Below are 23,398 nucleotides of genomic sequence, written 5' to 3' on the forward strand. Positions count from 1 at the left end.
TTAATAAAATGGCCCCTTATTCTGGGGCCACAGAGTTTAGTTGAAAATAAAATCAGAATCTCTCGTTCAGCCAGGTTGATATCGTCTCAAGGGCAATAGGGGAAAAGGTTTCCTCTATTTCCGCATACTCGGCATAGCTACCAGTCTCGGCTGTTTGAAAGAGATGATTCATTTTATCGAGTTCAATAATTTCATAATCCTTATGATTGGATTTACCCAACACCTTTTCTATATTGCCTAAGTTCATTTCCGCATCAACTTGAAAATCCAGTGAGCCGTTAAGAGCCAAAATAGGACATTTTGTACCCTCTAAATAGGGCTCAGGGTTGAAGCTCAATGCATAACGAAACCAAGGGGTGGAATACTGTTTTTTAAGTACCTCAACTTGAGCTTCCAGTTGGCCTCCTTCCAAGCCTTCGAGTTCAACAGTCTTATAGAGATATTGGTGCAACTCATCACTGATAGCTCCCCCAATGGGAAGATGAGCAAATTGTTCAAAAATAATTTTATCAAGCTTGCGTAACTCTTGTAGGTTTTTCTCAGTCACACCGCTGTGCTTTCTATCCCTGTGCCACTGGTCGAAAAAGAGCTCTTGTAGTTTAACCCCTGGACCGCCGAGAAGAATTGTAAACGCAATATCATCACGATTGCTGGCTACCATGGGGGCAATCATCCCCCCCTCGCTGTGCCCAATCAAGCCCGTTTTACCCTTGGGGAGATCGTTACGACTGTTCAGATAATCCACAATTGCACTGGTATCATTGGCAAAATCTTCGGTAGTTGCCGTGGAGAAACTCCCGGTAGAGTCACCAATTCCTCGTTCATCATAACGCAATACCGCGTACCCTTGCCGAGTTAAATAGTCGGCAATTACCGCAAATGCTTTATGGCCAAATGCGGTTTCATCCCGGTCTTGCGGCCCCGAACCACTAATCAGGATCGCGGTGGCTTTTATCCTTGAGTTTGGTTTGGTTAGTGTCCCAGAGATTATATTATTTGTGATTGTACTTTTAAAACTTACCTCTTCAATAGTATAGGGGTAGGGGCCTGTTGGTGTCTGTGGACGATTCTCCGGCTGAACAGTATTTATCTTTCTGAAGTTAAGAGACAGTGACTTCCCTTGAGTAAATGAACCGAACATAAGCTCAACTACTGGGTTGTACGCCCCCTCGTAACTGAGTCCTAAGTTCTCAATTTCGAAGGATATATTGTTGCCGATAACTTCCAGTGATGACATCTCTATGCCATAGGTCTTTTGTGAGGGGCTATCCAGTACCCCCGCCCATTTGCCGTTGTCCTGATCAATATGGAGGACAATCGGAAGCACCTTGTCACTCTCTGTTTGAATAGTGGCCTTCCATTCCCCATCGATGCCACTAGCACTTGCTGTAGTAGAAAACAGGCCGGCGGCTACGAAGAGCGCCTTTAACTTTGCGTTGGTCTTTGAATATCTAGTTTGAATATATCGCATAACTATTCTCTCTGTGTTCACCTGCTGAATGCTTGCCATCTTAGAGCTATCTTTTTCTTCTGGATAAAAATTAGGATAAGTGGCGAATAGGGCTGCTGAACGGCGAGGAAGTCTTGGCTATCCTTTGTCTAGTTAGGCGTGGGGGTACGTTATAAGATAGAGGCGACTTATCCTGATAGATGGGACGGAGAGACTAACTAACGGTGCGGATTGTACCTATGACGAACACGAAATCGCTTATATAAGTTGGTAAAGAACTTGGGTTATTGCTAGGTATGTGGATGTAAGGGATGAGTTATTTCGGAAATAACTCTTTGGAAGATGGTCTTTCGGTGCCAATGAGTCCATGGGTGCTGCCCATTTATGGGCAGCACAGCGAGATGAAGCGTTTACTGTAGAATCACACCTACGTTTGCGTTTCCGGTTTGATTGGCAAAAGCAGATTGCGCATCGCCAATTTGTGTTGTTGTTTGGGCGTTACCCACACCATTTTGGTAAGTTTGAGCGGAAGAACCAATACCTGTAGCCGTAATGTTGGCAAAGTTAGAAGTTCCGAGCTGCTCAGTCAGTGCGTAGTGATCTGAACCCGTCTGGTTATGAATGGCCACATTGTTGTCGCCAATTTGCCAGAGACTGCTCTCGTGATCATCGTTGGTTTGAATCACATTAAGGGTATTGGTAGTACCGTCCTGATATGAGGAGGAGTAGTTGGAGTCTCCATTGACTTGATTGTGGGTCGCCAGGTTGGAGTCGCCGAGCTGATCTACATAGACTTCACTGTTTGACGTCAGTGTTTGGGTAACAAATGCGGTTTGGTTTACCCCAGCTTGAGTCACCACAATAACATCATCGGTACTATTGGTTTGAGTTAAGGTTGCACTGTGGCCATCCCCATCTTGGGTAATGGACATGGTGCTACCGTCAACAAATGACTGGAGAGTGAAGACGTACTGATTGTTGTCTCCCTGATTGATCTCGATATAGGCGCCTACAGAGTTATCCTGATAGGACTCGGCGGTATTCATATCGCCAGTTTGGTTATGAATGATCGTGCCACCATCACTGTTAGCGGATTGCTCCGCATAGCTGGTGTTGTTATCACCGATCTGAGTTTGATCGATGGTATTGTTTGTGGCGGTTGGATCACTTTGATCAGCTGTTGCAGTGTTCCCAAGACCTTCTTGGTATACCGTAGCGGTATTGGTGTCGGCGATAGCGCCCTGGCTAATGATTGCCAGGGCAATACTGGCGGCTAGAGGTGCAATATTCTTCATCATAAACTCCTTTAGTGATGAGACTGTACGACCAATGTCGTTTTCCATTGCATTTTCAAGGTTGAGGTCGTATCAATCACCGTTCACTAGCCTAATCGTCGGAACTTGGCCGACAATCTGGCACGTACTCCTTGTGAATGGGGTTGATACAAGTATGAGTTTGATAGATGGCCTAGATAGGCGCTATGAGAGGTAAGTGCTGATTTAGTGGGACATTAGTTTAATGGGAGGTTTTACTTATTTTTGTTAAAAAACTGATAAATAAATAGTGATGCTGTTGATAAAGGCGTAGCATTCCAATTCAATGTAAATCCTAAAGTTGCGTTGGTAATTATGTAAGAAGACGATATGGAGCTTTATTATCGTCTTCAAACTAAACCTTCGATTGAGTAATCTTTTCGCTCAATTCAGGCATGAAGGGTCGCTGGTAACAAAAGTATTACCTAACCAAGTATTGGCGGTGCAGCTTGGATCATCGGGGGAGTAAAGGTCAAAAATCCCATTGTTTAGCGATGAGTTAGATAAAATGTTATTGCCACTAGCATTTGCATCCTCAATAGATATTCCATAATCCGTATTATCGCTAACGCTATTTATAGTGACTGTATTGCTATCTGCATTATCAATCGCGATGCCGGTTAGACTGTTTGTTACTACATTTTGAGATATAAGGTTTGAATCTGATTCAAATGTTAATATGCCTTCACCTGCACTCTGATCGATAATGTTTGATGTAACTATGTTGGAGCTGCCAGGAGGTTCAATAGATATACCAACACCAGAGCCATTAGTGTCAGAGGTGTTGGTGATTATATTGCCAGAAACACTATTTGAAGACCCCTCTATTTGCACGCCAACGTTATCCATACCATCAACAGTATTTCCGAAAACCTGGTTGAAATCATTGTTTTCAATTCGTATACCAAAGTTAGAGTCTGGGACGTTCGACTGTATCTGAACACCGGAGATAAAGTTGTGATCGCTTCTAACAAATAATGCAGTTGAGGTAGGGTTAACAATATCAATGTCGATAACCTGGTGGGATCCATCCCCTAATAATGTAATGCTATTATTACAATTTTCAACAGTCCCAGAGCTTATGCTTGCAGAAAAGCCACGAAGTTGTATGCCATTATTTGCTGTGAGTGGGCATGTAACGGTAAAGCCATTCATATTAAGGCCGCCTAATGGGCCCTCAATTAGGAATGCAAAATTTGTAGTGCAATTTAAATCTTCAGTTAGTGTTTCCTGTGTAGTGATAACGCCTCCGCAGGTAACGGCATAGCTATTAAGAGAGGTTGATATTGCGGCGGTTGTTAAAAGGATGTAACAAAGGGCTATTGTTAGTTTTCTCATAGGGTTTGTACCATGTCAGTAATTATTGCGGATACCTTAGATAGGCAGTTTTTTAGTCCGGGTGAATCTCGTGAGGATAGATCAGTGTTCCCCCTGTAATATTTAGTTGTTTTAATGATTTTTAATAATACTTAATTTAAATGATAGAGGAGGGCTTAAGGGCTATTTCTAATAATGAATTTATTATTACGCATTTAAGTGGGATGTTTGTCTGTTCTAGGGCGCTATTTATTGTTGGGGTTGTTTAGGTATAGACAGGCAGGATGGTTGAAGTTTTTATCTCTTGACATACAAAGCGATTCACACTTCGCGTTGCGACTTCTTGAAAGGTCTAGACATCCCTACGCAACAACGCCTTGATTGTTGACCGCTCTGCATGGCAAGAGGCATCACGGAGCTATTCAGAGGCTCCCTGATTATTTATGCTATTTGTCAGCCAGCGATATACTACTCAGCTATTGCTTGTACATTAGGGAGTGTGAATGTAATCGAGTGAATATTTAGTCCAGACAGTTGGGATCGTTGGTTGTAGAGATGTTGCCAATCCAGTTGTTCGAAGATGTGCAGTTCGGATCATCAGGGGAGTAAAGGTCGAATATACCATTGTCATTGGCTGTATTAGATAAAATGTTATTGAATTCTGCGCTAGTTCCCTCGATCACTATGCCATAGTCAATGTTATTGTCAGCTTCATTGCTGCTTACTGTATTGCTGTCACTGTTATTGATTCTGATTCCAGTGGTGCTGTTCGATATACTGTTTTGGGATATGAGATTTGAATCTGAACTTACAGATATTCCCACATCTCCATCGCCATTGAGAGTGTTGAGTATTCTCGCTTTACTGTCACTGATTATAGTGTTAAGTAGGATTAAGTTGCTCCCTCCATCAGAATCAAGAGCTATGCCAAAATCACCAGGGTTAAGAATTTCATTTCCGGTGACTGTATTGCTTCGCCCCTCTATATATATTCCTGAAAATCCCGGGAACTCTAGAAAATTTCCAGTGATCTGATTGAGGCTTGCGGGATTAGCTGTTTCTATGCCTATTGCATATTGCGTACCATTAAAAGGTATCACGATGCCGGTAACAAAATTACTGTTACTTTCAATACGTACGCCCACACCTACAAGATTGTTAATCTCAATATCACTGACAAAATGAACACCATCTTCCGTAAGTGCTATTGAGTCATTGCAATTGTCTATTACGCCGTTAAACAGGCTTGCAGCCAGCCCTGTTAGATAGATGCCCTCATGTAATGGTTCTATACAGGTAACAGTAAACCCATTTAAGTTCAGCCCGCCACCGGGGCCGTCAATTGTGAGGGCTGGATTGGTTTCGCAGGAGAGGTCTTCTGTGAGGGATTCCTGGGTAGTAATCGTGTCACCACAGCTCACAGCAAAACTGTTTGAGGCTAAAGGTAATCCAAAGGTTGGTAGCAGGGTTAAAAATAGCGTTAGGCTTGGCTTCTTCATGGGGGGCTCCCAAGATAATGAGTCTATTATTTACTCTAAAGTTTTCTTTCGATTAGTAATTGATAGGTGATGCCAAGTGGTATTTTATAGGGTTTAATCAGTTTGTTTTTGGTTTGTTAATAATATATATAAATTAAAGGTGCGGATTTAGTGTCCATTATAAATATAGGTTTATAAATGGCGCATGATATTTTATGTGGGCTCAGGTCTTAGCTTGAAATCTGTTCTCCTATATTGTCCATGCTTAAAGTGAATATAAAAAAGGGCCAGTCAATGACTGGCCCTTTTTAACGCTTTGGTGTTATTCAACCGAAGACCTAATCAAGTAGTCAAATGCGCCCAGCGAAGCAGTTGCACCTGCACCCATAGAGATCACTATCTGTTTGTAGGGGACAGTGGTCGCATCGCCGGCGGCGTAAACGCCGGGGACTGAAGTTGCGCCGCGCTCGTCGATCACGATTTCGCCCATGCGATTCATCTCTATATCGGTTTCGTTAAGGAACTCCGTATTGGGTACCAGGCCAATCTGTACGAAGACGCCTGCCAGGTCGAGTTGCTTGTTTTCACCACTCTCTCGATCGGTATAGGCCAGGCCGTTAACTTTGTTGCCGTCGCCGAGTACTTCGGTGGTTTGCGCATTGACGATAATATCAATGTTATCCATTAACTGAGCCTTGCGTACCAGCACCTCGTCTGCACGCAGTTTATCGGCGAACTCCAGTACGGTGACGTGCTCGACGATTCCGGCGAGGTCGATCGCTGCTTCGATGCCCGAGTTGCCGCCACCGATAACAGCTACGCGCTTACCTTTAAAGAAGGGGCCGTCGCAATGGGGGCAGTAGGCTACGCCCTTGGTGCGGTACTCCGCTTCGCCAGGTACCCCCAGTTCTCTCCAGCGGGCACCGGTAGCCAATACTACAGAGCGGCTGGATAGGGTAGCACCGCTTTGTAGTTTGATATCTACCATTTCGTTGCGTCGCAAGTTGGCTGCGCGTTGATCGGTAATGATATCAACACCATACTCTTTTACGTGTTGCTCAAGGCTGGCTGCGAGCTTGGGGCCCTCGGTATAAGGTACAGAGATAAAGTTCTCGATGCCTACGGTATCCATTACCTGGCCGCCGAAGCGTTCTGCCACTATGCCAGTGCGAATGCCTTTGCGAGCGGCATAAATAGCAGCCGCTGCGCCCGCTGGGCCACCCCCTACCACTAAAAGATCGTAGGGTGCTTTTTCATTCAGTTCTTCAGCTTTACGCTCGGCTGCGCCAGTATCCAGTTTTCCAACAATCTCTTCGAGGGACATCCTGCCTTGGCCGAAGTGTTCACCATTGAGGTAAACCGCAGGTACAGCCATAACATTGCGCTTTTCAACTTCCTCCTGGAACAGGCCACCGTCGATCATTTCGTGGGTGATGTTTGGGTTGAGGGTTGCCATCAGGTTCAGCGCTTGGACAACATCCGGGCAGTTTTGGCAAGAGAGGGAGATATAGGTTTCAAAGTGGAATTCACCCTTCAGGTTTCGTACCTGCTCCAGTAGCTCCGGGTCTGCTTTTGAGGGATGGCCCCCCGCTTGCAATAGTGCCAGTACGAGTGAGGTAAATTCATGTCCCAGGGGAATACCGGCAAAGCTAACCCGGGGTTCCTCTCCGGCAGGGGCGATGGCCATACTCGGCGTGCGCTTGGCTTGACTCTGCTGTGCAGTAATTTTGTTGGAGAGTCCGGAGATTTCATCTACCAGCGCCTCCAGCTCTTTGGATTTTTCACTGTTATCTGTGGACACACGAATCTCGATCGGTTTGACGATATTCTGCAGGTAAGTGTCCAGTTGTTTTTTCAGGTTTGCGTCCAACATCGGTGTGTCCTTTCTCTAACAATTTAAGGCTTGGTTGTGGCCCACCTTTTGATGGGCCGGGTCAGAGGTATTTGGGTTAAATCTTTCCTACCAGATCTAGGGAGGGGGCTAAGGTCTCTTCGCCTTCTTTCCACTTGGCCGGGCAGACTTCACCGGGATGAGCGGCGATGTACTGGGCAGCTTTGATCTTGCGCAACAGCTCGCTGGCATCGCGGCCGATTCCGCCGGCAGTGATCTCGACAATTTGGATACGGCCTTCCGGGTCGATTACAAAGGTGCCGCGATCGGCGATGCCTTCTTCCTCGATCATCACACCGAAGTTGCGGGTGATGGTGCCGGTGGGGTCGCCGATCATCGGGTATTGGATTTTGCCGATGGTGTCGGAAGAGTCGTGCCAGGCTTTGTGGGTGAAGTGGGTATCGGTAGATACGGAGTAGATCTCAACGCCCAACTTCTTGAACTCTTCATAGTTGTCGGCGAGATCGCCCAGCTCAGTGGGGCAGACAAAGGTGAAGTCCGCGGGGTAGAAGAAGAATACGGCCCACTTGCCTTTAACGTCGGCGTCGCTGATATCGAAGAAGTCGCCGTTTTGATAAGCCTTGGCGTTAAAGGGTTTCAGCTGGGATTCGATGTAACGTGACATGGATAGCTCCTTATTCATCACTGTCTTGTCGGTCGTTGTCTGGGAACGGGATTTATACTATCGATTAATTGCCTTTAATAAAAATTACCAATATCTATATGTTTGATAGTATTTGGTAATTACAGATTAAATTTCGATAGCTTTTTATTTATTGATGACTTGAGAGGCGGGGGTGGTAGATACACTGAGCTGTGCCGCCGTAAGCCTCCCTCAATGGATTATTTTGCTGATAGCTGTTGGGAATTAAGGGGGGGGCCAGGTAGCAAAAACGACAATGCCCGCCAAAAGGGCGGGCAAGGCCAGTTCCAATCCTGTGAGGGCTTGGGAAGTCTTAAATTTTGCCTACCAGGTCGAGAGAGGGGGCCAGGGTTTCCTCTCCTTCCTTCCATTTTGCTGGACAAACTTCACCGGGGTGAGCAGCGATGTACTGAGCAGCTTTGATCTTGCGCAGCAGCTCACTGGCATCGCGGCCGATACCGCCAGCAGTAATTTCCACAATTTGAATACGGCCTTCCGGGTCGATTACGAAAGTACCGCGGTCGGCAATGCCTTCTTCCTCAATCATTACACCGAAGTTACGGGTAATGGTACCGGTAGGATCACCGATCATCGGGTACTGGATCTTACCGATTGTGTCAGAGGAATCGTGCCAGGCCTTGTGGGTGAAGTGAGTGTCTGTGGAGACTGAGTAGATCTCTACACCCAGCTTCTTAAACTCCTCATAGTTGTCTGCCAGATCGCCTAATTCAGTGGGGCATACAAAGGTGAAGTCGGCGGGGTAAAAGAAGAATACGGCCCATTCACCTTTGACGTCAGAGTCACTTACATCGTGAAATTCGCCATTTTGGTAGGCTTTGGCGTTAAACGGCTTGAGTTCGGATTCGATATAGCGGGACATGGTTAGCTCCTTATTGGGTGCCTGGCTCTTAACTTTGATGCTGCTTATACTATTGGCTGGCAACCAATAATAGAAATTAACAATTTAAATATCTGAGATAGTTTTCTGCTATCTAGGCATCCTGGCGATAATTTAGTCTGCAATCCGTACCAATTTGAGGTCGCTGGTTACATCGGGGATACTCGGGACCAAAGTATTAATACCCATCCGTAGGGTAAGGGTAATTTTTCACAAGGCGCATCTATGCGATTGATTCGGTTGCTTAAGCATGACCTGGCCCGCGAGGCCGGAGATTGGGTTGAAGACGGTGTGATCAGTGAAGCTCAGGCTGAGCAGATCTGTGCCCGCTATGAAGTGGATTACCACCGGGCGCAGGAAAGAACACTTGGATATCGTATTTTGATTGGGTTGGCCTATCTCTTTATCGGGCTGGCGGTGATTACACTGATTGGGGCCAATTGGGAGGAAATCCCCAGAGCGCTGCGAATGGGGGGACTGATCGCTTTGACCTTGGTGACCCAGGGAGTGGCGTTTAAGGTTTACCTATCTGGAGACAGAAAAGCCGGAGAGGGCTTGTTCTTGTTGGGCAACCTGTTTTTTGGTGCGGCGATTATTTTGATCGCACAGGTATACCATTTAGGCGAGCATATGCCAGATGGTATTTTCTGGTGGGCACTGGGTAGTTTGCCATTTGCTTTAATTACCCGCAGCCCGTGGATTGCAGAGCAGTCCTTGCTATTGGCTTTGCTTTGGTTCTTCCTGGAGTCGAGTTTAGGCTTTTACCCCGCCCTGTTCCCAATTTTCTTGCTGGGGGCCCTCTATATTCTGTTAAGTGGTCGTGCGAGCGTGATTCTCTTGCTGACCTTTATCTTTGGCTTAGGTTTTTGGCTGGAATTTTCCCTATCGGAATTTTGGCGTTTGCAGGATGGGAAATTTAGTGCGGATATTTATCCAGAGAACCTTGCTGTTGCAGTCTCGCTCTTTATCCTGATGTATTGCTTTGCCCATTGGTTGGCAACTCGCCCGTCGGCGGTAGCCAAGGACTACGCAGCAGTAATCTCTATTTGGTGCCTTCGGTTTACTTTAATTGGCTTACTGATTTTTAGCTTTGAATATCCCTGGGAGGAGATTATAGAAGCCCCCTGGAGTCACCTACCTTCTATGTGGGCGGTAGTGGGGACTATGTCTGCTGTGTCGATAGTGTTGGCGCTGCTGTCTCAGAGGTTGCTATTCGGACTGGGGTTGTGCGGTGTTTTTGCGGCAGTACTTGCGTTCGTAACGAATGCCAGCTCCAGTGACTACGCAGTTTGGTTACAAATTTTCACAAACTTCGCCCTGATTGCCTGTGGAATCTGGTTGATCTTCAGGGGTATTCACGATGGTATCTCGCACTACTTCTTCCTCGGAGTTCTGGCGGTCCTGTTGACGGCTCTGCTGCGCTATATTGACTTGATTGGCGACTATATAGGAGCTGCTCTCCTGTTTATTCTCTTCGCAGTTTTATTGCTGGCAGCAGCCAAGTATTGGAAATATCACCAGGCGGGGGGAAGTTTGCGATGAAACGTAGAGTTGTGATTGGCCTGGTTGCCGCCATTGGCGTGCAGCTTTTTATACTGTTAGGAATGTATATTAAGGCTCAAATGCCGCTGTGGACGGGCCAGCCTGTTTCAGTGAAAACTGTTCCTGTAGACCCGCGCTCATTGTTTCGCGGTAACTATGCCCAATTAAATTACCCCTTTTCCACTTTAGATAAAGCCTTGTTTAAAGGGCAGGGACGGCTGCGTCAGGGAGAGGTGGTTTATGTAGGCTTAGAAAAAGGGCCATCCGGATTGTATGAACGCGCCTCTGTCAGCCTTGAACAACCACAGGGCGGAGTCTTTATTCGAGGGCGGGTAGCAGGCCAGGATTTTTGGAATTCATCAGATAGCTACCGGATTCGCTACGGTATTGAAGCCTACTTTGCTCCGAAGGAAAAAGCCCTGGATCTGGAAAAACAACTGCGGGATGGTGGCGTGGCCGAATTGATGATTTCTGCGGATGGGCGAGCGAGCTTGAAGGTTGTCAGAGGCTCAGGAAATCAATAGGCAAAGGGAAAAATCAGGAATGGAAGCGATTGGTCCGGCACGGCGCAGCCTGCCGGTTTTCTTTTTTTTAATGGATATTCAACTGGGCTGTCTATTGCTTGCGGCTCTGGGTCTCTACCTTGTGCCAATGGAAGTTTCATTTATTGGTGATACGGTTTGGCTGCAACTGATGTTGGGATTGTTAGGCGCTATTGTCACATTTGCGGTAGTACTGACATTAGCTCGTTCTGAGACGCTATTTGGGAAAATGCTGCGGCTCCACTGTACTCAATTGACCCCTCTGTTTTCCAAGTTGTCCCCATCACAGATGGTATGGGTTGCTTTAGCTGCAGGTGTTTGTGAGGAGCTGTTGTTTCGTGGTTTTCTACAGTCTTGGCTTTCCCAGCTCAGTACGCCATTCCTCGGTTTATTGGGTGCATCACTGATATTCGCATTACTGCACTGTGTTTCCTGGGTGTACTTCTTCCTTACCTTTATGATTGGGCTCATTTTAGGCATTTTCTACCAAATGTCCGGGGGCTTGGTGGGAGCGATTGTTTGGCATGCGGTATACGACCTTTTGGCAATTTTCGCCATAGTGCACTTTCCCCATTTGCTCGGATTAAAAAATCAAGTCTTAAAGCGAGGGTAAGTAGCCAGCTTTGGTCTGGAGACCCGCAGAGATATTATGGAGTTACTCGCGGGCCCCTAGGCGTTGCGACTTCTTGAAAGGTCTAGACATTCCTGCGAAGCCGCGCCTTGATTGTGAACCGCTCTGCAAGCCAGAGGTATCACGGAGTTATTCAGAGGCTCCCTAGATCACGGCAACGATCACCACTAGTACTAGGGAGGCCGTTAGGATAAAAGCAATAAGCGCTAAGAGTCCGTCTCGAGCTGCCAGCGATAGCCCAAAAATGGTGAGAGCGAGACCAGCAGTTGAGGCAGAGAAGGGGATTACTTCCATTATTGGCAGGGTCAATGCAATAAAAATGCAGGTTCCAGCAATAGCGTAGGTGCCATATCGGCGCACGATAAAATCCATCCGTGGCTGAATCCAGCGGTCGGCAAACCGGGCGGGCTTTTCCATCCAGTGCAGGGCATCCATCAGCTTCTCGCTGGATATGGAGCGGTTGATTAACCACTGAGGAAGCCAGATATAGTTGCGCTTCATCAGCAGTTGTAGGGCAAACAGTAGTAGCAATACGCCCATCGCGGTAGACATTCCGGGAATACCGCTTAGAGGGGAAAACAGGATCAACCCGATAAGGATAAGGAATGGGGCAAAGGATCGAAGCCCCACAGCCTCAATAACATGCTGGATGGAGATTTTCTCCTGCCCCTGACTTTTCTCCTCAATATCCTTCAGCAGCTGGCCCAGTCCTATGATTTCTTGTGTCATGGTTGGAATTAGTTGCTGTGTAGTTTCTTTGCAAGACAATCTACTGATAAGAGGGCTGGAAACCGGGTAGTCTCTACGAGCTATCCGGTTCCAGAGATATTGTCGAGCATAGCACTGTGACTGGCTTTTCGGCTAAAGTCAGGCAGTTTTTCAAAGGGGATAAGCTGTCTGGCGTCAAAATAAACGGATAGAGATAGGTTGTTGGCGGAGGATTATGCCTGTCATCATTTTCTGTTAGATTATTGCCGATGGTGGGTGTGCTTATTTCGGCTGATTGAATTTCGATGTGGTTTCTAGTTGATACGGAATCCTAAGGCAGTCTATTTAGGTACTGAGCCACTCGACTACCTCGATAAACTACTAATAAAAAGGACGGTCACAAATGGAAGCTGTTGACCAAACAAAAGGGAATCCACCAGTTTTTCTTTTATTAATTGGCACTCAGGTTGTTTGCTTGTTGCTGGCCTTTCTGGGCTTTTATCTGGCTTCACCCAAGGTAGTGATCATTGGTGATAGCGTAGGGTTACAAGTAATAATTGGCATCATTGGAGCGATGGCTACCTATGGTGTGATGTTGTCGTTAACTCGCTCAGAAACGACCCTCGGCATGTCAATGCGGCGTCAATCGATCGCCCTGATTCCACTATTTTCACGATTGTCTTTCTTTCAACTGCTGTTGGTTTCTGTTGTAGTCGGAATTTGTGAAGAGCTTTTGTTTCGGGGGTTTTTGCAGTCCTGGTTGTCAGAACTTAGCTCGCCATTGTTGGGGTTACTAATTTCCGCAATTGCATTTGCGCTACTTCATTTCTCATCGTGGACCAATTTCTTTCTGACTTTGGGAATTGGTGTGGTTTTAGGTGTGGTTTACCAAGTGTCCGGAAGTTTATTGGGAGTAATAATCTGGCACGCAGTCTACGATGCAATTGTCCTTATTATTTTGACTCAATATCCGCATTGGCTAGGGATTAAAATAAAAGAATAACCGCAATATTCGGGAGCGTTTTACTTGTTTTAAGCTCCCGAATTTAACCTTTGGGGTTTAAGGAGCCTCCCAGATTCGCCGAGACATTACGGAATTATTCAGAGGCTCCTTAAGTATTGAATAGCTCATCCAAACGCAGGGTCTCAACCCCTGTTCGTTCTTGTCGACTTAAATAAACCATTTTTTTGGCTACTTCACGCCCCTCAATGGGCCTATAACGTCTCAGCCCCGGCAGCATACAAATTACTGGTAGGAGGATGCCTCCGATTTTCTCACCGGGGCGGGCATTTGCACGATCTCCGAGAAGTAGGGAGGGTTGCAGAATACTGATGCGCTTAAATGGAAGTTTCTTGATTTTCTCTTCCAGCTCACCCTTCATACGTAAGTAAGCACTGGCGCTATTGGCATTGGCCCCGCTGGATGAAACCAGTACGTAATGGCTGACCCCTGCCTCCGCTGCCAATTGGGCCGCTTTGTATTGATATTCAACGTCAACCTTATACTGGGCGGCTAGGCTGCCGGCTTGCTTGCGAGTGGTTCCCAGGCAGGAAAATAGAGTATTTCCCTGAAAAAGAGGGGCAGCCTCCTCCAATCGATCAAAATCGACAATATGATTGTGTATTTTTTGACTTGCAGTGGCTTTGGGGCGTCGAGTGAGGGTAAGTACTTCATCAAAGACTTCTTCACCAGCCAGTTGCTCTGTGAGATGGCCACCGATAAGGCCCGTAGCTCCGAGGATAATGGCTCTTTTGGTCATTGGAGGTCGATTTCCATTGATTATAAGTTCGCAAGGCTAATAGCGTACTTTAGCGCAAAGATGTCTATGTTTGTTAAAAGTTGCCAGCTGGAAAGGGTGTCTGGTGAGCAAAGAAGGCCGAAGCGTAATTAATTGAGGGAAATCTAACTCTGGGATTCCTCAGTAATACTGGGGGATACAAAAATTCTCTATCAGATTGTGGATGTTCAATAATTGTTCACTGTGCAGATCCTTGCTGCATCTCATTGCGTCGCATGGGCATGCTGTCGATACGTTGGAAAACTTCGACGGCTGAGAATTTATTGGCTTTATACTTTACTTCCCCATCCTTTCCTATAAGAAGTACTTGCATTGCTGGTCCTTGCAGATATTTTTCCCGTACATTTTTAGCAAAATTGTCTGTGACTTTACCGGGGAAGTTAGTCTCAAGGGTGCCGTTAGAGAACAGGAACCATATTAAGTTTCTCTCTGCAAACTGCGGCGCTAACTTGAGTAATTCATTGATTGTGCTATTGGGATCTTCCGGGATATTCAGTAATAGAATGCGGTTTTTCCACTGGAAATCTTTTAGGTCGTTCACCGTAGATCCCTGGGCGAATGTAGAAGAAGTCAACAGAACCAAGACAAGCACAATGAACTTATGCATTTACTAATCTCATCTATTAGCGTGATCTTAGGGGGCTCAGTAGGCTATCCAATCACTAATTCAATTTTCCGGCGCTTGGATGCCCTTTAAGCATAAGATATGAGCTGCCAGTTACAAGGCAGATGATGATCGGTATCGACAGTGAAAACTGACTAGTCAAAAGGCGTGTAAATTAGCGAGTGGTCTAGGCTCTAGGCGGGAGTATTAAAAATATATCGCAAGCTAATTAGGTTCTGAAGGATTACCTGAGCGGCTCGGGTGTCGAGTGAATTACGCAGTATGGCTAAACAGAGCGGCAAAATTACACGAGATCAGTACTTGGGGTTGGCTGCATTAGTTCTCGCGGCCTTCCTTATTAGTAATGACTATACCGCTTTTGCCCCCGCACTACCTGCCATCGAAAGAGAATTCAATGCAGACATAACTAGCTCCCAGTGGATCATTAACGGCTACGCCTTGGTTTTTGGTGTTTTCATCATAACCGGTGGCCGCTTGGCGGATATCTATGGCCGCCGCAGAGTATTTATGATTGGAGCGGGAATATTCGTTTTCTTTGCCGTGCTGGGTGGCCTGGCAATGGATATGTGGATGTTATTGATATCCCGCGCATTGATGGGAGTGGGTGCGGCATTGATGTGGCCGTCCACTTTGGCAATGACTTTTAACTTGTTGACCTATGAAAGGTCAGGGTTGGCGGGTGGTATCCTGATGGCCACCTGTGGGTTAGCGAATGCAGCTGGACCAGTTTTGGGTGGGGTGCTCGCAGATTTTTTCAGTTGGCGATGGATTTTCTTCGTTAATATTCTCCTCACCCTGGCAACAATGCTGGCTTGCTGGTGGGCAGTGCCCCCGGATAAACCTCGTGACACCGAGGAAAAAATAGACTTCTTCGGTGTGCTACTACTATGCACCTCGCTATTTTGTTTGCTTTTTGCACTGGATGTCTCTGCGGAAATTGGTTTCAAGCATCCTGTGGTTATCAGCCTGATTGTTGTGTTCCTGGTGTTGCTCTGCCTATTTACCATCGTGGAGTATCGAGTTGGTAAAGATGCCCTGATTCCCCCTGATATTGCAAAGAACCGGAAGTTCCTAGCGGTAGGTGTTACAACACTTCTAATCTCCGTAGTATTCCTATCGGCAATTCTCTATGTCCCCCAGTTTTTGGCGAATTTTCGTGGTTACTCAGCATTTCAGGCCGGTTTATCTTTGGTTCCTTTAATGGTTATATCGGGGCTGGTTGCTATTATCTCCGGCCGCTTCTATGAAGTAGCTGGACCAAAATTACTCGTCTCATTAGGTATTTTGGGGATGAGTGTTGGAATGTTCATGCTCTCGAACCTGACTTCGGACACGGGTTTTTTGGATATGTGTCCGGGCTTGGTCGTGTTGGGAGTGGGTATTGGGCTGTTCAATCCATCCAGTACGACTGCGGGTATTACGGTGGTGGAACCTCACCGTGCCAGCTTGGCAGGCGCAATCCTCTATATGTTTAAAATTGGTGGGGGTGCGGTTGGTTTGGGTATGAATGCTACAATCATCGCCTTCGCTCCAGATATACCTACGGGAATAGATAGAGCTTTTACAGTAAATGCTTACCTAGCCTTGGTTGGTTTGATTGTTTGCATGTTCTTTGTGATCGGTAGGCCAGAGAGCCAAAGCGGAGAGCTTTCTTGATTGCAAGTGAAGTACGTCTCACTTCTTTTGTGTCATAGATCTCTTTTATCTAATTGAAGTGCTTTTTTCAAAATTTATCCATTCTTTGAGTTTTTGTGAGATTTGAATTTCCTCACATCTGATTAGCCCTCTATTCAATACAATGCCGCAGCTCAAGGCCCTGTTGTGCCTGGGTTTATTGTGGTCCTGTTCCAGGTTCTCTGGCAGGAATTGATAGTTTAGGGTTGGGTCGGAGGTAGGCCACATGTTCAGAATTCTTCAGATTGTACTTTTCTTTCTGTTGGCCAGTACTGGGCATGCTCAGACTATTGATAGAGATGATATCCGTGGCCTGGATGAGCAGATCCAGGATGTTAAGAAAGATGTAATTGATCTCACTGCTGAGTTGTCACAGCTGGAGGAAAAGCTCTTATTTCCCTCTAATACGCAGGTAGCTCTTTTTGTCTCAGTGGCTGATGAAAAGCCCTTCGAGCTGGAGTCGGTTGAGGTCACATTGAATGGCAAATTAGTTGCCCATCATCTCTATACTTACCGGGAAATTGAGTCCCTGCAAAAAGGTGGGGTACAAAAAATATACACTGGCAATGTGCAAGTGGGTGGGCATCCATTAGAGGTTAGTTTTCTCGGTAAAACCCCATCAGGAAAAGAGTATCGGGCTACAGCTTCCTACACCGTGGAGAAAGCAGTGGGTCCTAAATTTGTCGAGATTAAGGTTCTGGGAACCGAGTCCACGATAAACTTCAAGGACTGGTAATCATGCTCAGGTCCCTGGTAAATGTGTTGTCCTGTCAAACCAGGATGATGCTTGGTGCTCTATCCCTTTGTTCTTTGACTGCTCTCCCCGCTGCAGCGGCGACTGAACCGCAGGAAGAACTTAAAGACCTGTTTTTCGGTGCGGCAATGTTTCATGCCCATCAGGAAAGTTATTTTGATGCGATTGTGGCACTGGACACAGAACTTGCTCAGTATCACCGCTTAGATCAGCCTGAACTCGATCCTTTCAGTGCGCACTTGGGGCAAGCTGAGTTTTCGGTGGGTGACTTGGAATTGTCCTATCGAATGCACAGGGAGGCTGGGCGGGCTATTGAGGCTGTACTGCAGGGAAATGTTTCCCAGCCGGTGCGCAATGAAGCTGCGTATCGACTGGCAAAAATTCACTATCACAAACAACAGCCGCGCAACGCCTTACATGCCCTGGAAATGATTGATGGGCGGGTTCCCGAGAGGGTCCGTGCAGATGAGCAGTTTTTGCGTGCTCGAGTCTATATGCAGCTCGGTCGATTTGAGGAGGCCGTAGAACTGCTGCAAGACCTGAAGGGTGAAGAGTCATTAGAGGGCTTTGTTTCCTTCAATTTGGGTATTGCACAACTGAAGGCGGGAGAAGAGGAACGCGGTGTTCTGGAGTTGACTGCGCTTGGAAGAAAGCGCAGTTCGGAGGCTGCGCTGCAGGCCCTTTACGATAAAACCAACCTCTTATTGGGCTCCCATTTAATGGAGCTGGGCAAGCTGGATATGGCGCGCCCCTATTTTGATCGTGTAAACCTCGATGGCCCTTTTTCAAATAGGGCGCTGCTGGGTGCTGGCTGGGTAGAGGCCCGCGCGGGTCGCTATGACCGGGCACTGGTGCCCTGGAAACTGTTGCAAGACCGCAAAGGCACCAGTGAGCCAGTGCAAGAGGTCATGTTGGCGGTGCCCTATGCCTACGGCAAATTGGATGTCCACAGTACCGCTGCAATTAATTACGGCCGCGCATTAGACGCGTTCGGGCGCGAGATTGATACCCTCACTCAGTCCATTCATAGTATTCGCAAAGGTAAGTTCCTTGAGGCGTTGCGTCGTAAAGAGGCTACCCAGGTACAGAACTGGGTAGTGGCCTTGCGCAATTTACCGGAAGCCCCCGAGACCCATTACTTACTCGACCTGATGGCGTCCAATGACTATCAGGAATTTTTACGCAACTATCGCGATCTCAACGATTTATATGAGCGCAATGAAGAGTGGCTAAAAAGCCTGACAGCCTACGAAGATATTATTCGTATTCGCCGCAACTATTACGAGCCCCTGTTGCCGGAGCTGGACAGGCAATTCCGGGAACTCGACGCCCGTATCAAACTGCGGATGGAGCAGCGCGATCAGTTTGCCAGTCGTATAGAGCAGATGCTGATCTCCCGCCGCCCAGAATACCTGGCAACGGCCGAAGAGCAGGAAGCGCGATTGAAGCTCCTGGAACTTAGCGGAAAAATTGCTGAGCATCCCCAGGGCTTTACTGAAACTACTTTGAAGCGGGTACAGCGGCTCAAAGGTGTATTGGACCTGCGTCTTTCCTTTGAGTACGACCAGCGTTTGACCGAGGCCTACAAACACCTGGCGGAATTAAACCAGGAGATCGAAAGTCTCCAGTCTGTTTACGATTCCTTTGTGCGCAGTCGCCAGGCGGCAACTCACAGCTATACCGGTTACGACCGCGATATTACTCGTTTGCGCGCGCGTATCCAGCAAACCCAGCGGCGACTGAAAACCCTGATGGCGCGCCAGGGCACCATGCTTGAAGCATTGGCAATTGCTGAGTTGGAACGCCGTCGCGCACAGTTGGAAAGTTATCAAATTAAAGCCCGCTTCGCCCTGGCAGACAGCTATGACCGTGCTAATGAGCTGCAGGAGCAGCGTGAAGATGAATTCAAGGTAGAGCAGCACAAAGCACTGTTGGAAGAGCAAATCCCTGAGGACAATCCAGCGGAGATGGAGCCGGTGGAGGAAGAAGAATCAGCAGAGGGAGGTGATTCGTGAGTAAGTTGCTCAAATCTAAATCTCGAGCTGGTAAATCTCTCAATCGCGCCGCCGGTCTTCTCTCTGCACTTATAGTGCTAGGGGGTTGTGCGGGAAACAGCGGCAAGACCATCGGCAGTCTTCAAAATGTCGAAGTAGAAATCAAGGAAGAGCATATTGATGGGAGTCTGGAGAAGGCACTGGCCAGCTACCAGAAGTACTTGCAGGAAACCCCTGAATCCAAGCTGACCCCCGAGGCGATGCGCAGGATTGCCGACCTGAAAATCAAGCAGGCACACCGCGCTGAAGATGCAGAATTCGATAACCTTGCTGGAGTAGCTGCTGGAAGCGGGGCGGTGATCTCTGTCGATGCGTCAGAAGCTATGGCTGAAAATACCCTGGATGCTCCAGAGACGTCAGCGCCGGTGGCGAAGGTAGAGTCGGTAGTGACTGAGGCGCAGGCCCCTGGAGTTGTCGAGTCTGATGAGGAGTTTGAAACCCGGGCTAGTGGCAGCATAGAAATAGCTGCAGATGAAACCCCGCTTGAAGCGCCGGGCGTTGATTCTGAAGAGATGATGTCAGCCAATGCCCGCGAGGCCATCGATCTCTATATTAAATTGCTGCAAAAGTACCCCCTGTATCACCGCAACGACCAGGTGATGTATCAGTTATCCCGGGCTTATGAAGAGGCGGGAGAGATTGATGCAGCGGTGGATGTATTGCGCCAGCTGGTGGCCAACTATCCGGACTCGCGACATATCGATGAATCCTGGTTCCGGTTGGGCGAATACTATTTTACCCGCAAGAAGTTTCTCGATGCGGAAGAGTCCTACGGAAAAGTTATCGATATTGGTGTGATATCCAGTTTCTACGAGCTTGCCCTGTATAAACGCGGTTGGGCGCTGTTTAAGCAGGATATGTATGAAATGGCCCTGGATGACTATATCGCTATGCTGGATTACAAAGTCTCCCAGGGCTATGACTTCGACCAGCAAAACAATAAGGGCGAGCGCAAGCATATTGACGATACTTTCCGTGTGGTCAGCTTGAGCTTTTCTTACCTGGAAGGCCCTGATTCGGTTGTCGATTACTTCACCCGCAAGGGCAATAGAGATTACGAATTCCGGGTATACAGCCAGCTGGGTGAATATTATTTGGAGAAGCGTCGCTACCAGGATGCGGCAAAATCCTATATTGCGTTTGTTGATCGAAACCAGTTGCACAGAGTATCTGCGGATTTCTCAATTCGTGTTATTGAAATCTACAGTAAAGGCGGCTTCCCCAAACTGGTGCTGGAAGCGAAGAAGGATTTCGCCACTACTTATGCACTTAATGCCGATTACTGGACTGTCTTCGATATTAATGAATACGGAGAGGTGGTTGCCTTCCTGCAGACCAACCTGATCGACCTCGCGGGGCACTACCATGCGGCTTACCAGAATAAGAAGTTAAAAGATAAGAAGGCTGAGAATTATCGCGAGGCGATTCACTGGTATCGCAGTTATCTCGATTCCTTCCGGGAAACTGAGCGCGCACCGGAAATCAATTATCAGCTTGCCGGATTGATGTTGGAAAACCGGGATTTCCATGGTGCAGCTCTGGAGTATGAGCGCACGGCCTATGAATATCCTGCGCATAAGGATTCCAGCGAAGCAGGCTACGCAGCGGTTTACGCTTATCGCGAACATCTGGCCAATAACTTAAAAGATGCAACGGATGAGCAGCGTGCACCACTATTGCGGGAAATTATCCGTTCATCGCTGACATTTGCAGCCACATTCCCTGAGCATGCCAAAGCCCCTCAGATCATGCTCGGAGCGGTGGAGGATCTCTACGGGTTAAAAGACTATGCCCCGACCATCGCCAATGGTCGTTCACTGTTGGAGCAGTTCCCCGCTGCGGAGCAGGAGATTAGACGTTCTGCCTGGCTGCTGGTAGCTCACGCTTCTTTCGATACTGCGGCCTTTGCGGATGCAGAAATCGCTTACGGTGAAACTTTGATGCTGACTGCCCAGGATGCAAAGGATAGGGCGGGTCTGGTAGATAACCTGGCGGCTTCTATCTACCAGCAGGGTGATATGGCCCGTAAACAGGAGGATCATGCAGCCGCAGCGAGCCATTTCCTGCGTATTCGAGGCGCTGCACCCGGTGCGACCATTTTGGCTACGGCGGAGTACGATGCTGCCGCATCATTGATTGTGCTTAAGGATTGGGTACAAGCGGCAACGGTATTAAATAACTTCCGCAGTCACTTCCCGGAGCATGAGCTGGCAAAAGATGTCACTAAGAAGTTGGCAGTGGTTTACCAGGAGAGCGGTGAGCTGTTGTTGGCAGCTGCGGAATTTGAGCGTATTGAGCGGGAATCCGAGGACGATGAAATACGCCGTGAGGCCTTAACCCAGGCGGCAGATCTTTATGCAGCGGCAGAAGATAGCGCTAAAGCGCTGTCTGTTTTGCGTCGCTACGTCGATTATTTCCCCGAACCCATGGAGCCGGCGCTGGAGACCCGCCAGAAAATTGCCGATATCTACAAAGTGTCCGGGAGTCAAAAGCTTTATATGGCAGAGCTTCGTGAACTGGTGAAAGTTGAGTCCCGCGGTGGTTCCCAGCGCAGCGACCGCACCCGTTATCTCGCAGGTAATGCGGCCCTGCTATTGGCTGAACCCAGTTTTGAGGCTTTCACCCAGGTGGATTTGGTTGCGCCTATCGAGAAAAGCCTCAACCTCAAGCGCAAGCGTATGAAAGCAGCCACCCGTGCATTTACTGACCTGATTGATTATCAGGTGGCCGATGTAACCGCTGCGGCAACCTTTTACCTGGCTGAAATTTATCTCCACTTTAGCGTGGCCCTGAAGGACTCTGAACGTCCAACCAACCTGAATGCCCTGGAGCTGGAAGAGTATGAGTTGGCATTGGAGGAGCAGATTTATCCCTTCGAGGAAAAAGCCATTTCTGTTCACCAGAAGAATGTCGAGTTGCTAGGCGTCGGTATTTATAACCCCTGGATTGATAAAAGTATTGGCAAGCTTGCCAATTTAATGCCCGCTCGCTATGCACGGGCGGAAGAGGCTGGTGAGTATCTCCAGACTATTGTGCCCCTGCCGCCAGAGCCGGAATTGCCTTCAGCGGGATCAGCAGTTTCGGGTCAGTAATAACAGGCATTTGCCTTTTGGAGTGGAAAGTTATGCAAAAACAAATGCGTTTGTTTTTTCTGGTGGGCTTAGCCTTGTTGTTAGCAGCTTGCGCCAGCACCCAAACCAAGTCTGGAAAAATCTCTGATTATTCTTCGGTGCGGGTATCGGGCAGTGTGAGTCGGGACTTTGAGCGATCCCTGGAATATCTTGCCGAGCAGGATTATGCGAGTGCTATTGAACTTCTGCAGTCAGTGGTGGAGCGCGAGCAGCGCCTTCCGGCACCCTATATCAATCTGGGTATTGCCCACTACAAAAGTGGCAATGAGGCAAAAGCGGAAGAGGCTTTTTTAAAGGCATTGGCGCTGGACGAAAAGCATCCGGTGGCAACTAATGAGTTGGCCGTTCTCTACCGAAAGCAAGGGCGCTTTGCCGAGGCACGGAAAATATATGTGAATGCTTTGGCAGAAAATCCAGAATATCTACCTTTGATAAAAAATCTGGGCATATTGTGTGATCTGTATCTGCAAGATCTCCAGTGTGCTCTGGCACAATTCGAACAATATGTTCAATTGGAACCAGAGGACCGGGATGTCACTATCTGGTTAGCTGATATTCAACGGAGGGCTGGTAAATGATTAAACTTCGTTGGGCTTTGCCATTCGTGGCCAGCTTTATGGTTTTTCCTTATGCCTTGGCTCAGTCTGAGGGAGAGGAGAAAAAAGAATCCGCCGATAAAAAGGTGGATTCAAAAATTAAGGAGTTGTCGGGTATTTCTATTATCGGTAACAAGGAAGCCCCTAAGTCTCTCTATATTGTCCCCTGGAAAAGTTCCGAAGTGGGTGTCGAAAGCGACCTTGTCTCCAGCTTGATGGACGACAAACTCAAACCGCTCGACAAGGAAGTTTTCATGCGTGAGTTGGAGTTCTATCAACTCAGCCTGTCCGGCGATTAACGCCATATTGATTCTGGCTGTCGCCGGATTAGCACCAAGTTTTAGCTGTATTT

At 47.6% G+C, this 23,398-nt stretch carries 20 protein-coding genes; 10 read left to right on the top strand and 10 right to left on the bottom strand.

What is annotated here, in order from left to right:
- Positions 1–52: 52 nt before the first annotated feature.
- The 7 genes from ACJJI3_RS01945 to ahpC (ACJJI3_RS01975) form a co-directional block, all read right to left on the bottom strand.
- Complete coding sequence (locus ACJJI3_RS01945) at positions 53–1,471, bottom strand: alpha/beta hydrolase family protein (RefSeq protein ID WP_444941317.1); 1,419 nt, start codon at positions 1,469–1,471, stop codon at positions 53–55.
- A gap of 389 nt (positions 1,472–1,860) precedes the next feature.
- Positions 1,861–2,793 carry a hypothetical protein gene (locus ACJJI3_RS01950; RefSeq protein ID WP_444941318.1) on the bottom strand — a complete coding sequence of 311 codons (933 nt, stop codon included), beginning with the start codon at positions 2,791–2,793 and terminating at the stop codon, positions 1,861–1,863.
- Between the two features lie 354 nt (positions 2,794–3,147).
- On the bottom strand, positions 3,148–4,101 hold the full coding sequence (locus ACJJI3_RS01955; protein ID WP_444941319.1) for a right-handed parallel beta-helix repeat-containing protein: 954 nt from the start codon (positions 4,099–4,101) through the stop codon (positions 3,148–3,150).
- A 500-nt stretch (positions 4,102–4,601) separates the two neighbouring features.
- Positions 4,602–5,579 carry a right-handed parallel beta-helix repeat-containing protein gene (locus ACJJI3_RS01960; protein ID WP_444936217.1) on the bottom strand — a complete coding sequence of 326 codons (978 nt, stop codon included), beginning with the start codon at positions 5,577–5,579 and terminating at the stop codon, positions 4,602–4,604.
- 301 nt (positions 5,580–5,880) lie between these two features.
- Positions 5,881–7,431 carry an alkyl hydroperoxide reductase subunit F gene (gene ahpF, locus ACJJI3_RS01965; RefSeq protein ID WP_444933702.1) on the bottom strand — a complete coding sequence of 517 codons (1,551 nt, stop codon included), beginning with the start codon at positions 7,429–7,431 and terminating at the stop codon, positions 5,881–5,883.
- A gap of 76 nt (positions 7,432–7,507) precedes the next feature.
- Positions 7,508–8,074 (bottom strand): alkyl hydroperoxide reductase subunit C, encoded by a 567-nt coding sequence (gene ahpC, locus ACJJI3_RS01970; RefSeq protein ID WP_444884410.1) that lies wholly within the window; start codon positions 8,072–8,074, stop codon positions 7,508–7,510.
- A gap of 331 nt (positions 8,075–8,405) precedes the next feature.
- Positions 8,406–8,972, bottom strand: a complete 567-nt coding sequence (gene ahpC / locus ACJJI3_RS01975) for an alkyl hydroperoxide reductase subunit C (RefSeq protein WP_444941320.1) — start codon at positions 8,970–8,972, stop codon at positions 8,406–8,408.
- A 243-nt stretch (positions 8,973–9,215) separates the two neighbouring features.
- Between ahpC (ACJJI3_RS01975) and ACJJI3_RS01980 the strand changes: the two genes are divergently transcribed.
- The 3 genes from ACJJI3_RS01980 to ACJJI3_RS01990 are packed head-to-tail and all read left to right on the top strand — an operon-like array spanning position 9,216 to position 11,687.
- The gene (locus ACJJI3_RS01980; protein ID WP_444941321.1) at positions 9,216–10,532 is read left to right on the top strand and encodes a DUF2157 domain-containing protein; all 1,317 of its coding nucleotides are present in this window, start codon (positions 9,216–9,218) and stop codon (positions 10,530–10,532) included.
- Positions 10,529–11,056: a GDYXXLXY domain-containing protein gene (locus ACJJI3_RS01985; RefSeq protein WP_444941322.1), complete on the top strand. Its 528-nt coding sequence runs from the start codon at positions 10,529–10,531 to the stop codon at positions 11,054–11,056. The genes ACJJI3_RS01980 and ACJJI3_RS01985 overlap by 4 nt, the downstream gene beginning before the upstream one ends.
- A 19-nt stretch (positions 11,057–11,075) precedes the next feature.
- Positions 11,076–11,687 (top strand): CPBP family intramembrane glutamic endopeptidase, encoded by a 612-nt coding sequence (locus tag ACJJI3_RS01990; RefSeq protein WP_444941323.1) that lies wholly within the window; start codon positions 11,076–11,078, stop codon positions 11,685–11,687.
- A gap of 162 nt (positions 11,688–11,849) precedes the next feature.
- On the opposite strand, the gene ACJJI3_RS01995 is transcribed toward ACJJI3_RS01990, so the two are convergent.
- Positions 11,850–12,434, bottom strand: coding sequence for an exopolysaccharide biosynthesis protein (locus ACJJI3_RS01995; RefSeq protein WP_282932146.1), 585 nt, complete (start codon positions 12,432–12,434; stop codon positions 11,850–11,852).
- A gap of 382 nt (positions 12,435–12,816) precedes the next feature.
- Here ACJJI3_RS01995 and ACJJI3_RS02000 point away from each other — a divergent pair, with 382 nt between their 5' ends.
- Complete coding sequence (locus ACJJI3_RS02000) at positions 12,817–13,416, top strand: CPBP family intramembrane glutamic endopeptidase (RefSeq protein ID WP_444941324.1); 600 nt, start codon at positions 12,817–12,819, stop codon at positions 13,414–13,416.
- Positions 13,417–13,525: 109 nt separating this feature from the next.
- Here ACJJI3_RS02000 and ACJJI3_RS02005 read toward each other — a convergent pair whose 3' ends face one another.
- The gene (locus ACJJI3_RS02005) at positions 13,526–14,173 is read right to left on the bottom strand and encodes an oxidoreductase (RefSeq protein WP_444897822.1); all 648 of its coding nucleotides are present in this window, start codon (positions 14,171–14,173) and stop codon (positions 13,526–13,528) included.
- Between the two features lie 217 nt (positions 14,174–14,390).
- Complete coding sequence (locus ACJJI3_RS02010) at positions 14,391–14,819, bottom strand: DUF4174 domain-containing protein (RefSeq protein ID WP_444916751.1); 429 nt, start codon at positions 14,817–14,819, stop codon at positions 14,391–14,393.
- Between the two features lie 279 nt (positions 14,820–15,098).
- Here ACJJI3_RS02010 and ACJJI3_RS02015 point away from each other — a divergent pair, with 279 nt between their 5' ends.
- The 6 genes from ACJJI3_RS02015 (at position 15,099) to ACJJI3_RS02040 (ending at position 23,345) form a co-directional block, all read left to right on the top strand.
- Positions 15,099–16,493, top strand: a complete 1,395-nt coding sequence (locus ACJJI3_RS02015; protein WP_444941325.1) for an MFS transporter — start codon at positions 15,099–15,101, stop codon at positions 16,491–16,493.
- Between the two features lie 244 nt (positions 16,494–16,737).
- Positions 16,738–17,247: a hypothetical protein gene (locus tag ACJJI3_RS02020; RefSeq protein ID WP_282932151.1), complete on the top strand. Its 510-nt coding sequence runs from the start codon at positions 16,738–16,740 to the stop codon at positions 17,245–17,247.
- A 2-nt stretch (positions 17,248–17,249) separates the two neighbouring features.
- Positions 17,250–19,280: a tetratricopeptide repeat protein gene (locus ACJJI3_RS02025; RefSeq protein WP_444941326.1), complete on the top strand. Its 2,031-nt coding sequence runs from the start codon at positions 17,250–17,252 to the stop codon at positions 19,278–19,280.
- Positions 19,277–22,411 carry a tetratricopeptide repeat protein gene (locus ACJJI3_RS02030; RefSeq protein ID WP_444941327.1) on the top strand — a complete coding sequence of 1,045 codons (3,135 nt, stop codon included), beginning with the start codon at positions 19,277–19,279 and terminating at the stop codon, positions 22,409–22,411. The genes ACJJI3_RS02025 and ACJJI3_RS02030 overlap by 4 nt, the downstream gene beginning before the upstream one ends.
- 32 nt (positions 22,412–22,443) lie before the next feature.
- Positions 22,444–23,028, top strand: coding sequence for a tetratricopeptide repeat protein (locus ACJJI3_RS02035; protein WP_413662567.1), 585 nt, complete (start codon positions 22,444–22,446; stop codon positions 23,026–23,028).
- Positions 23,025–23,345 (top strand): hypothetical protein, encoded by a 321-nt coding sequence (locus ACJJI3_RS02040; protein WP_444941328.1) that lies wholly within the window; start codon positions 23,025–23,027, stop codon positions 23,343–23,345. Before ACJJI3_RS02035 ends, ACJJI3_RS02040 begins: the two co-directional genes overlap by 4 nt.
- Positions 23,346–23,398: the final 53 nt, after the last annotated feature.

It is taken from the genome of Microbulbifer maximicatervae (SeqCode) (genome assembly GCF_052466985.1).

What these genes read in the sequence shown, in the direction of transcription:
- ACJJI3_RS01945 (WP_444941317.1), bottom strand. Translation starts at nt 1,471, where the DNA reads ATGCGATATATTCAAACTAGATATTCAAAGACCAACGCAAAGTTAAAG.
- ACJJI3_RS01950 (WP_444941318.1), bottom strand. Translation starts at nt 2,793, where the DNA reads ATGGAAAACGACATTGGTCGTACAGTCTCATCACTAAAGGAGTTTATG.
- ACJJI3_RS01955 (WP_444941319.1), bottom strand. Translation starts at nt 4,101, where the DNA reads ATGAGAAAACTAACAATAGCCCTTTGTTACATCCTTTTAACAACCGCC.
- ACJJI3_RS01960 (WP_444936217.1), bottom strand. Translation starts at nt 5,579, where the DNA reads ATGAAGAAGCCAAGCCTAACGCTATTTTTAACCCTGCTACCAACCTTT.
- ahpF (WP_444933702.1), bottom strand. Translation starts at nt 7,431, where the DNA reads ATGTTGGACGCAAACCTGAAAAAACAACTGGACACTTACCTGCAGAAT.
- ahpC (WP_444884410.1), bottom strand. Translation starts at nt 8,074, where the DNA reads ATGTCACGTTACATCGAATCCCAGCTGAAACCCTTTAACGCCAAGGCT.
- ahpC (WP_444941320.1), bottom strand. Translation starts at nt 8,972, where the DNA reads ATGTCCCGCTATATCGAATCCGAACTCAAGCCGTTTAACGCCAAAGCC.
- ACJJI3_RS01980 (WP_444941321.1), top strand. Translation starts at nt 9,216, where the DNA reads ATGCGATTGATTCGGTTGCTTAAGCATGACCTGGCCCGCGAGGCCGGA.
- ACJJI3_RS01985 (WP_444941322.1), top strand. Translation starts at nt 10,529, where the DNA reads ATGAAACGTAGAGTTGTGATTGGCCTGGTTGCCGCCATTGGCGTGCAG.
- ACJJI3_RS01990 (WP_444941323.1), top strand. Translation starts at nt 11,076, where the DNA reads ATGGAAGCGATTGGTCCGGCACGGCGCAGCCTGCCGGTTTTCTTTTTT.
- ACJJI3_RS01995 (WP_282932146.1), bottom strand. Translation starts at nt 12,434, where the DNA reads ATGACACAAGAAATCATAGGACTGGGCCAGCTGCTGAAGGATATTGAG.
- ACJJI3_RS02000 (WP_444941324.1), top strand. Translation starts at nt 12,817, where the DNA reads ATGGAAGCTGTTGACCAAACAAAAGGGAATCCACCAGTTTTTCTTTTA.
- ACJJI3_RS02005 (WP_444897822.1), bottom strand. Translation starts at nt 14,173, where the DNA reads ATGACCAAAAGAGCCATTATCCTCGGAGCTACGGGCCTTATCGGTGGC.
- ACJJI3_RS02010 (WP_444916751.1), bottom strand. Translation starts at nt 14,819, where the DNA reads ATGCATAAGTTCATTGTGCTTGTCTTGGTTCTGTTGACTTCTTCTACA.
- ACJJI3_RS02015 (WP_444941325.1), top strand. Translation starts at nt 15,099, where the DNA reads ATGGCTAAACAGAGCGGCAAAATTACACGAGATCAGTACTTGGGGTTG.
- ACJJI3_RS02020 (WP_282932151.1), top strand. Translation starts at nt 16,738, where the DNA reads ATGTTCAGAATTCTTCAGATTGTACTTTTCTTTCTGTTGGCCAGTACT.
- ACJJI3_RS02025 (WP_444941326.1), top strand. Translation starts at nt 17,250, where the DNA reads ATGCTCAGGTCCCTGGTAAATGTGTTGTCCTGTCAAACCAGGATGATG.
- ACJJI3_RS02035 (WP_413662567.1), top strand. Translation starts at nt 22,444, where the DNA reads ATGCAAAAACAAATGCGTTTGTTTTTTCTGGTGGGCTTAGCCTTGTTG.
- ACJJI3_RS02040 (WP_444941328.1), top strand. Translation starts at nt 23,025, where the DNA reads ATGATTAAACTTCGTTGGGCTTTGCCATTCGTGGCCAGCTTTATGGTT.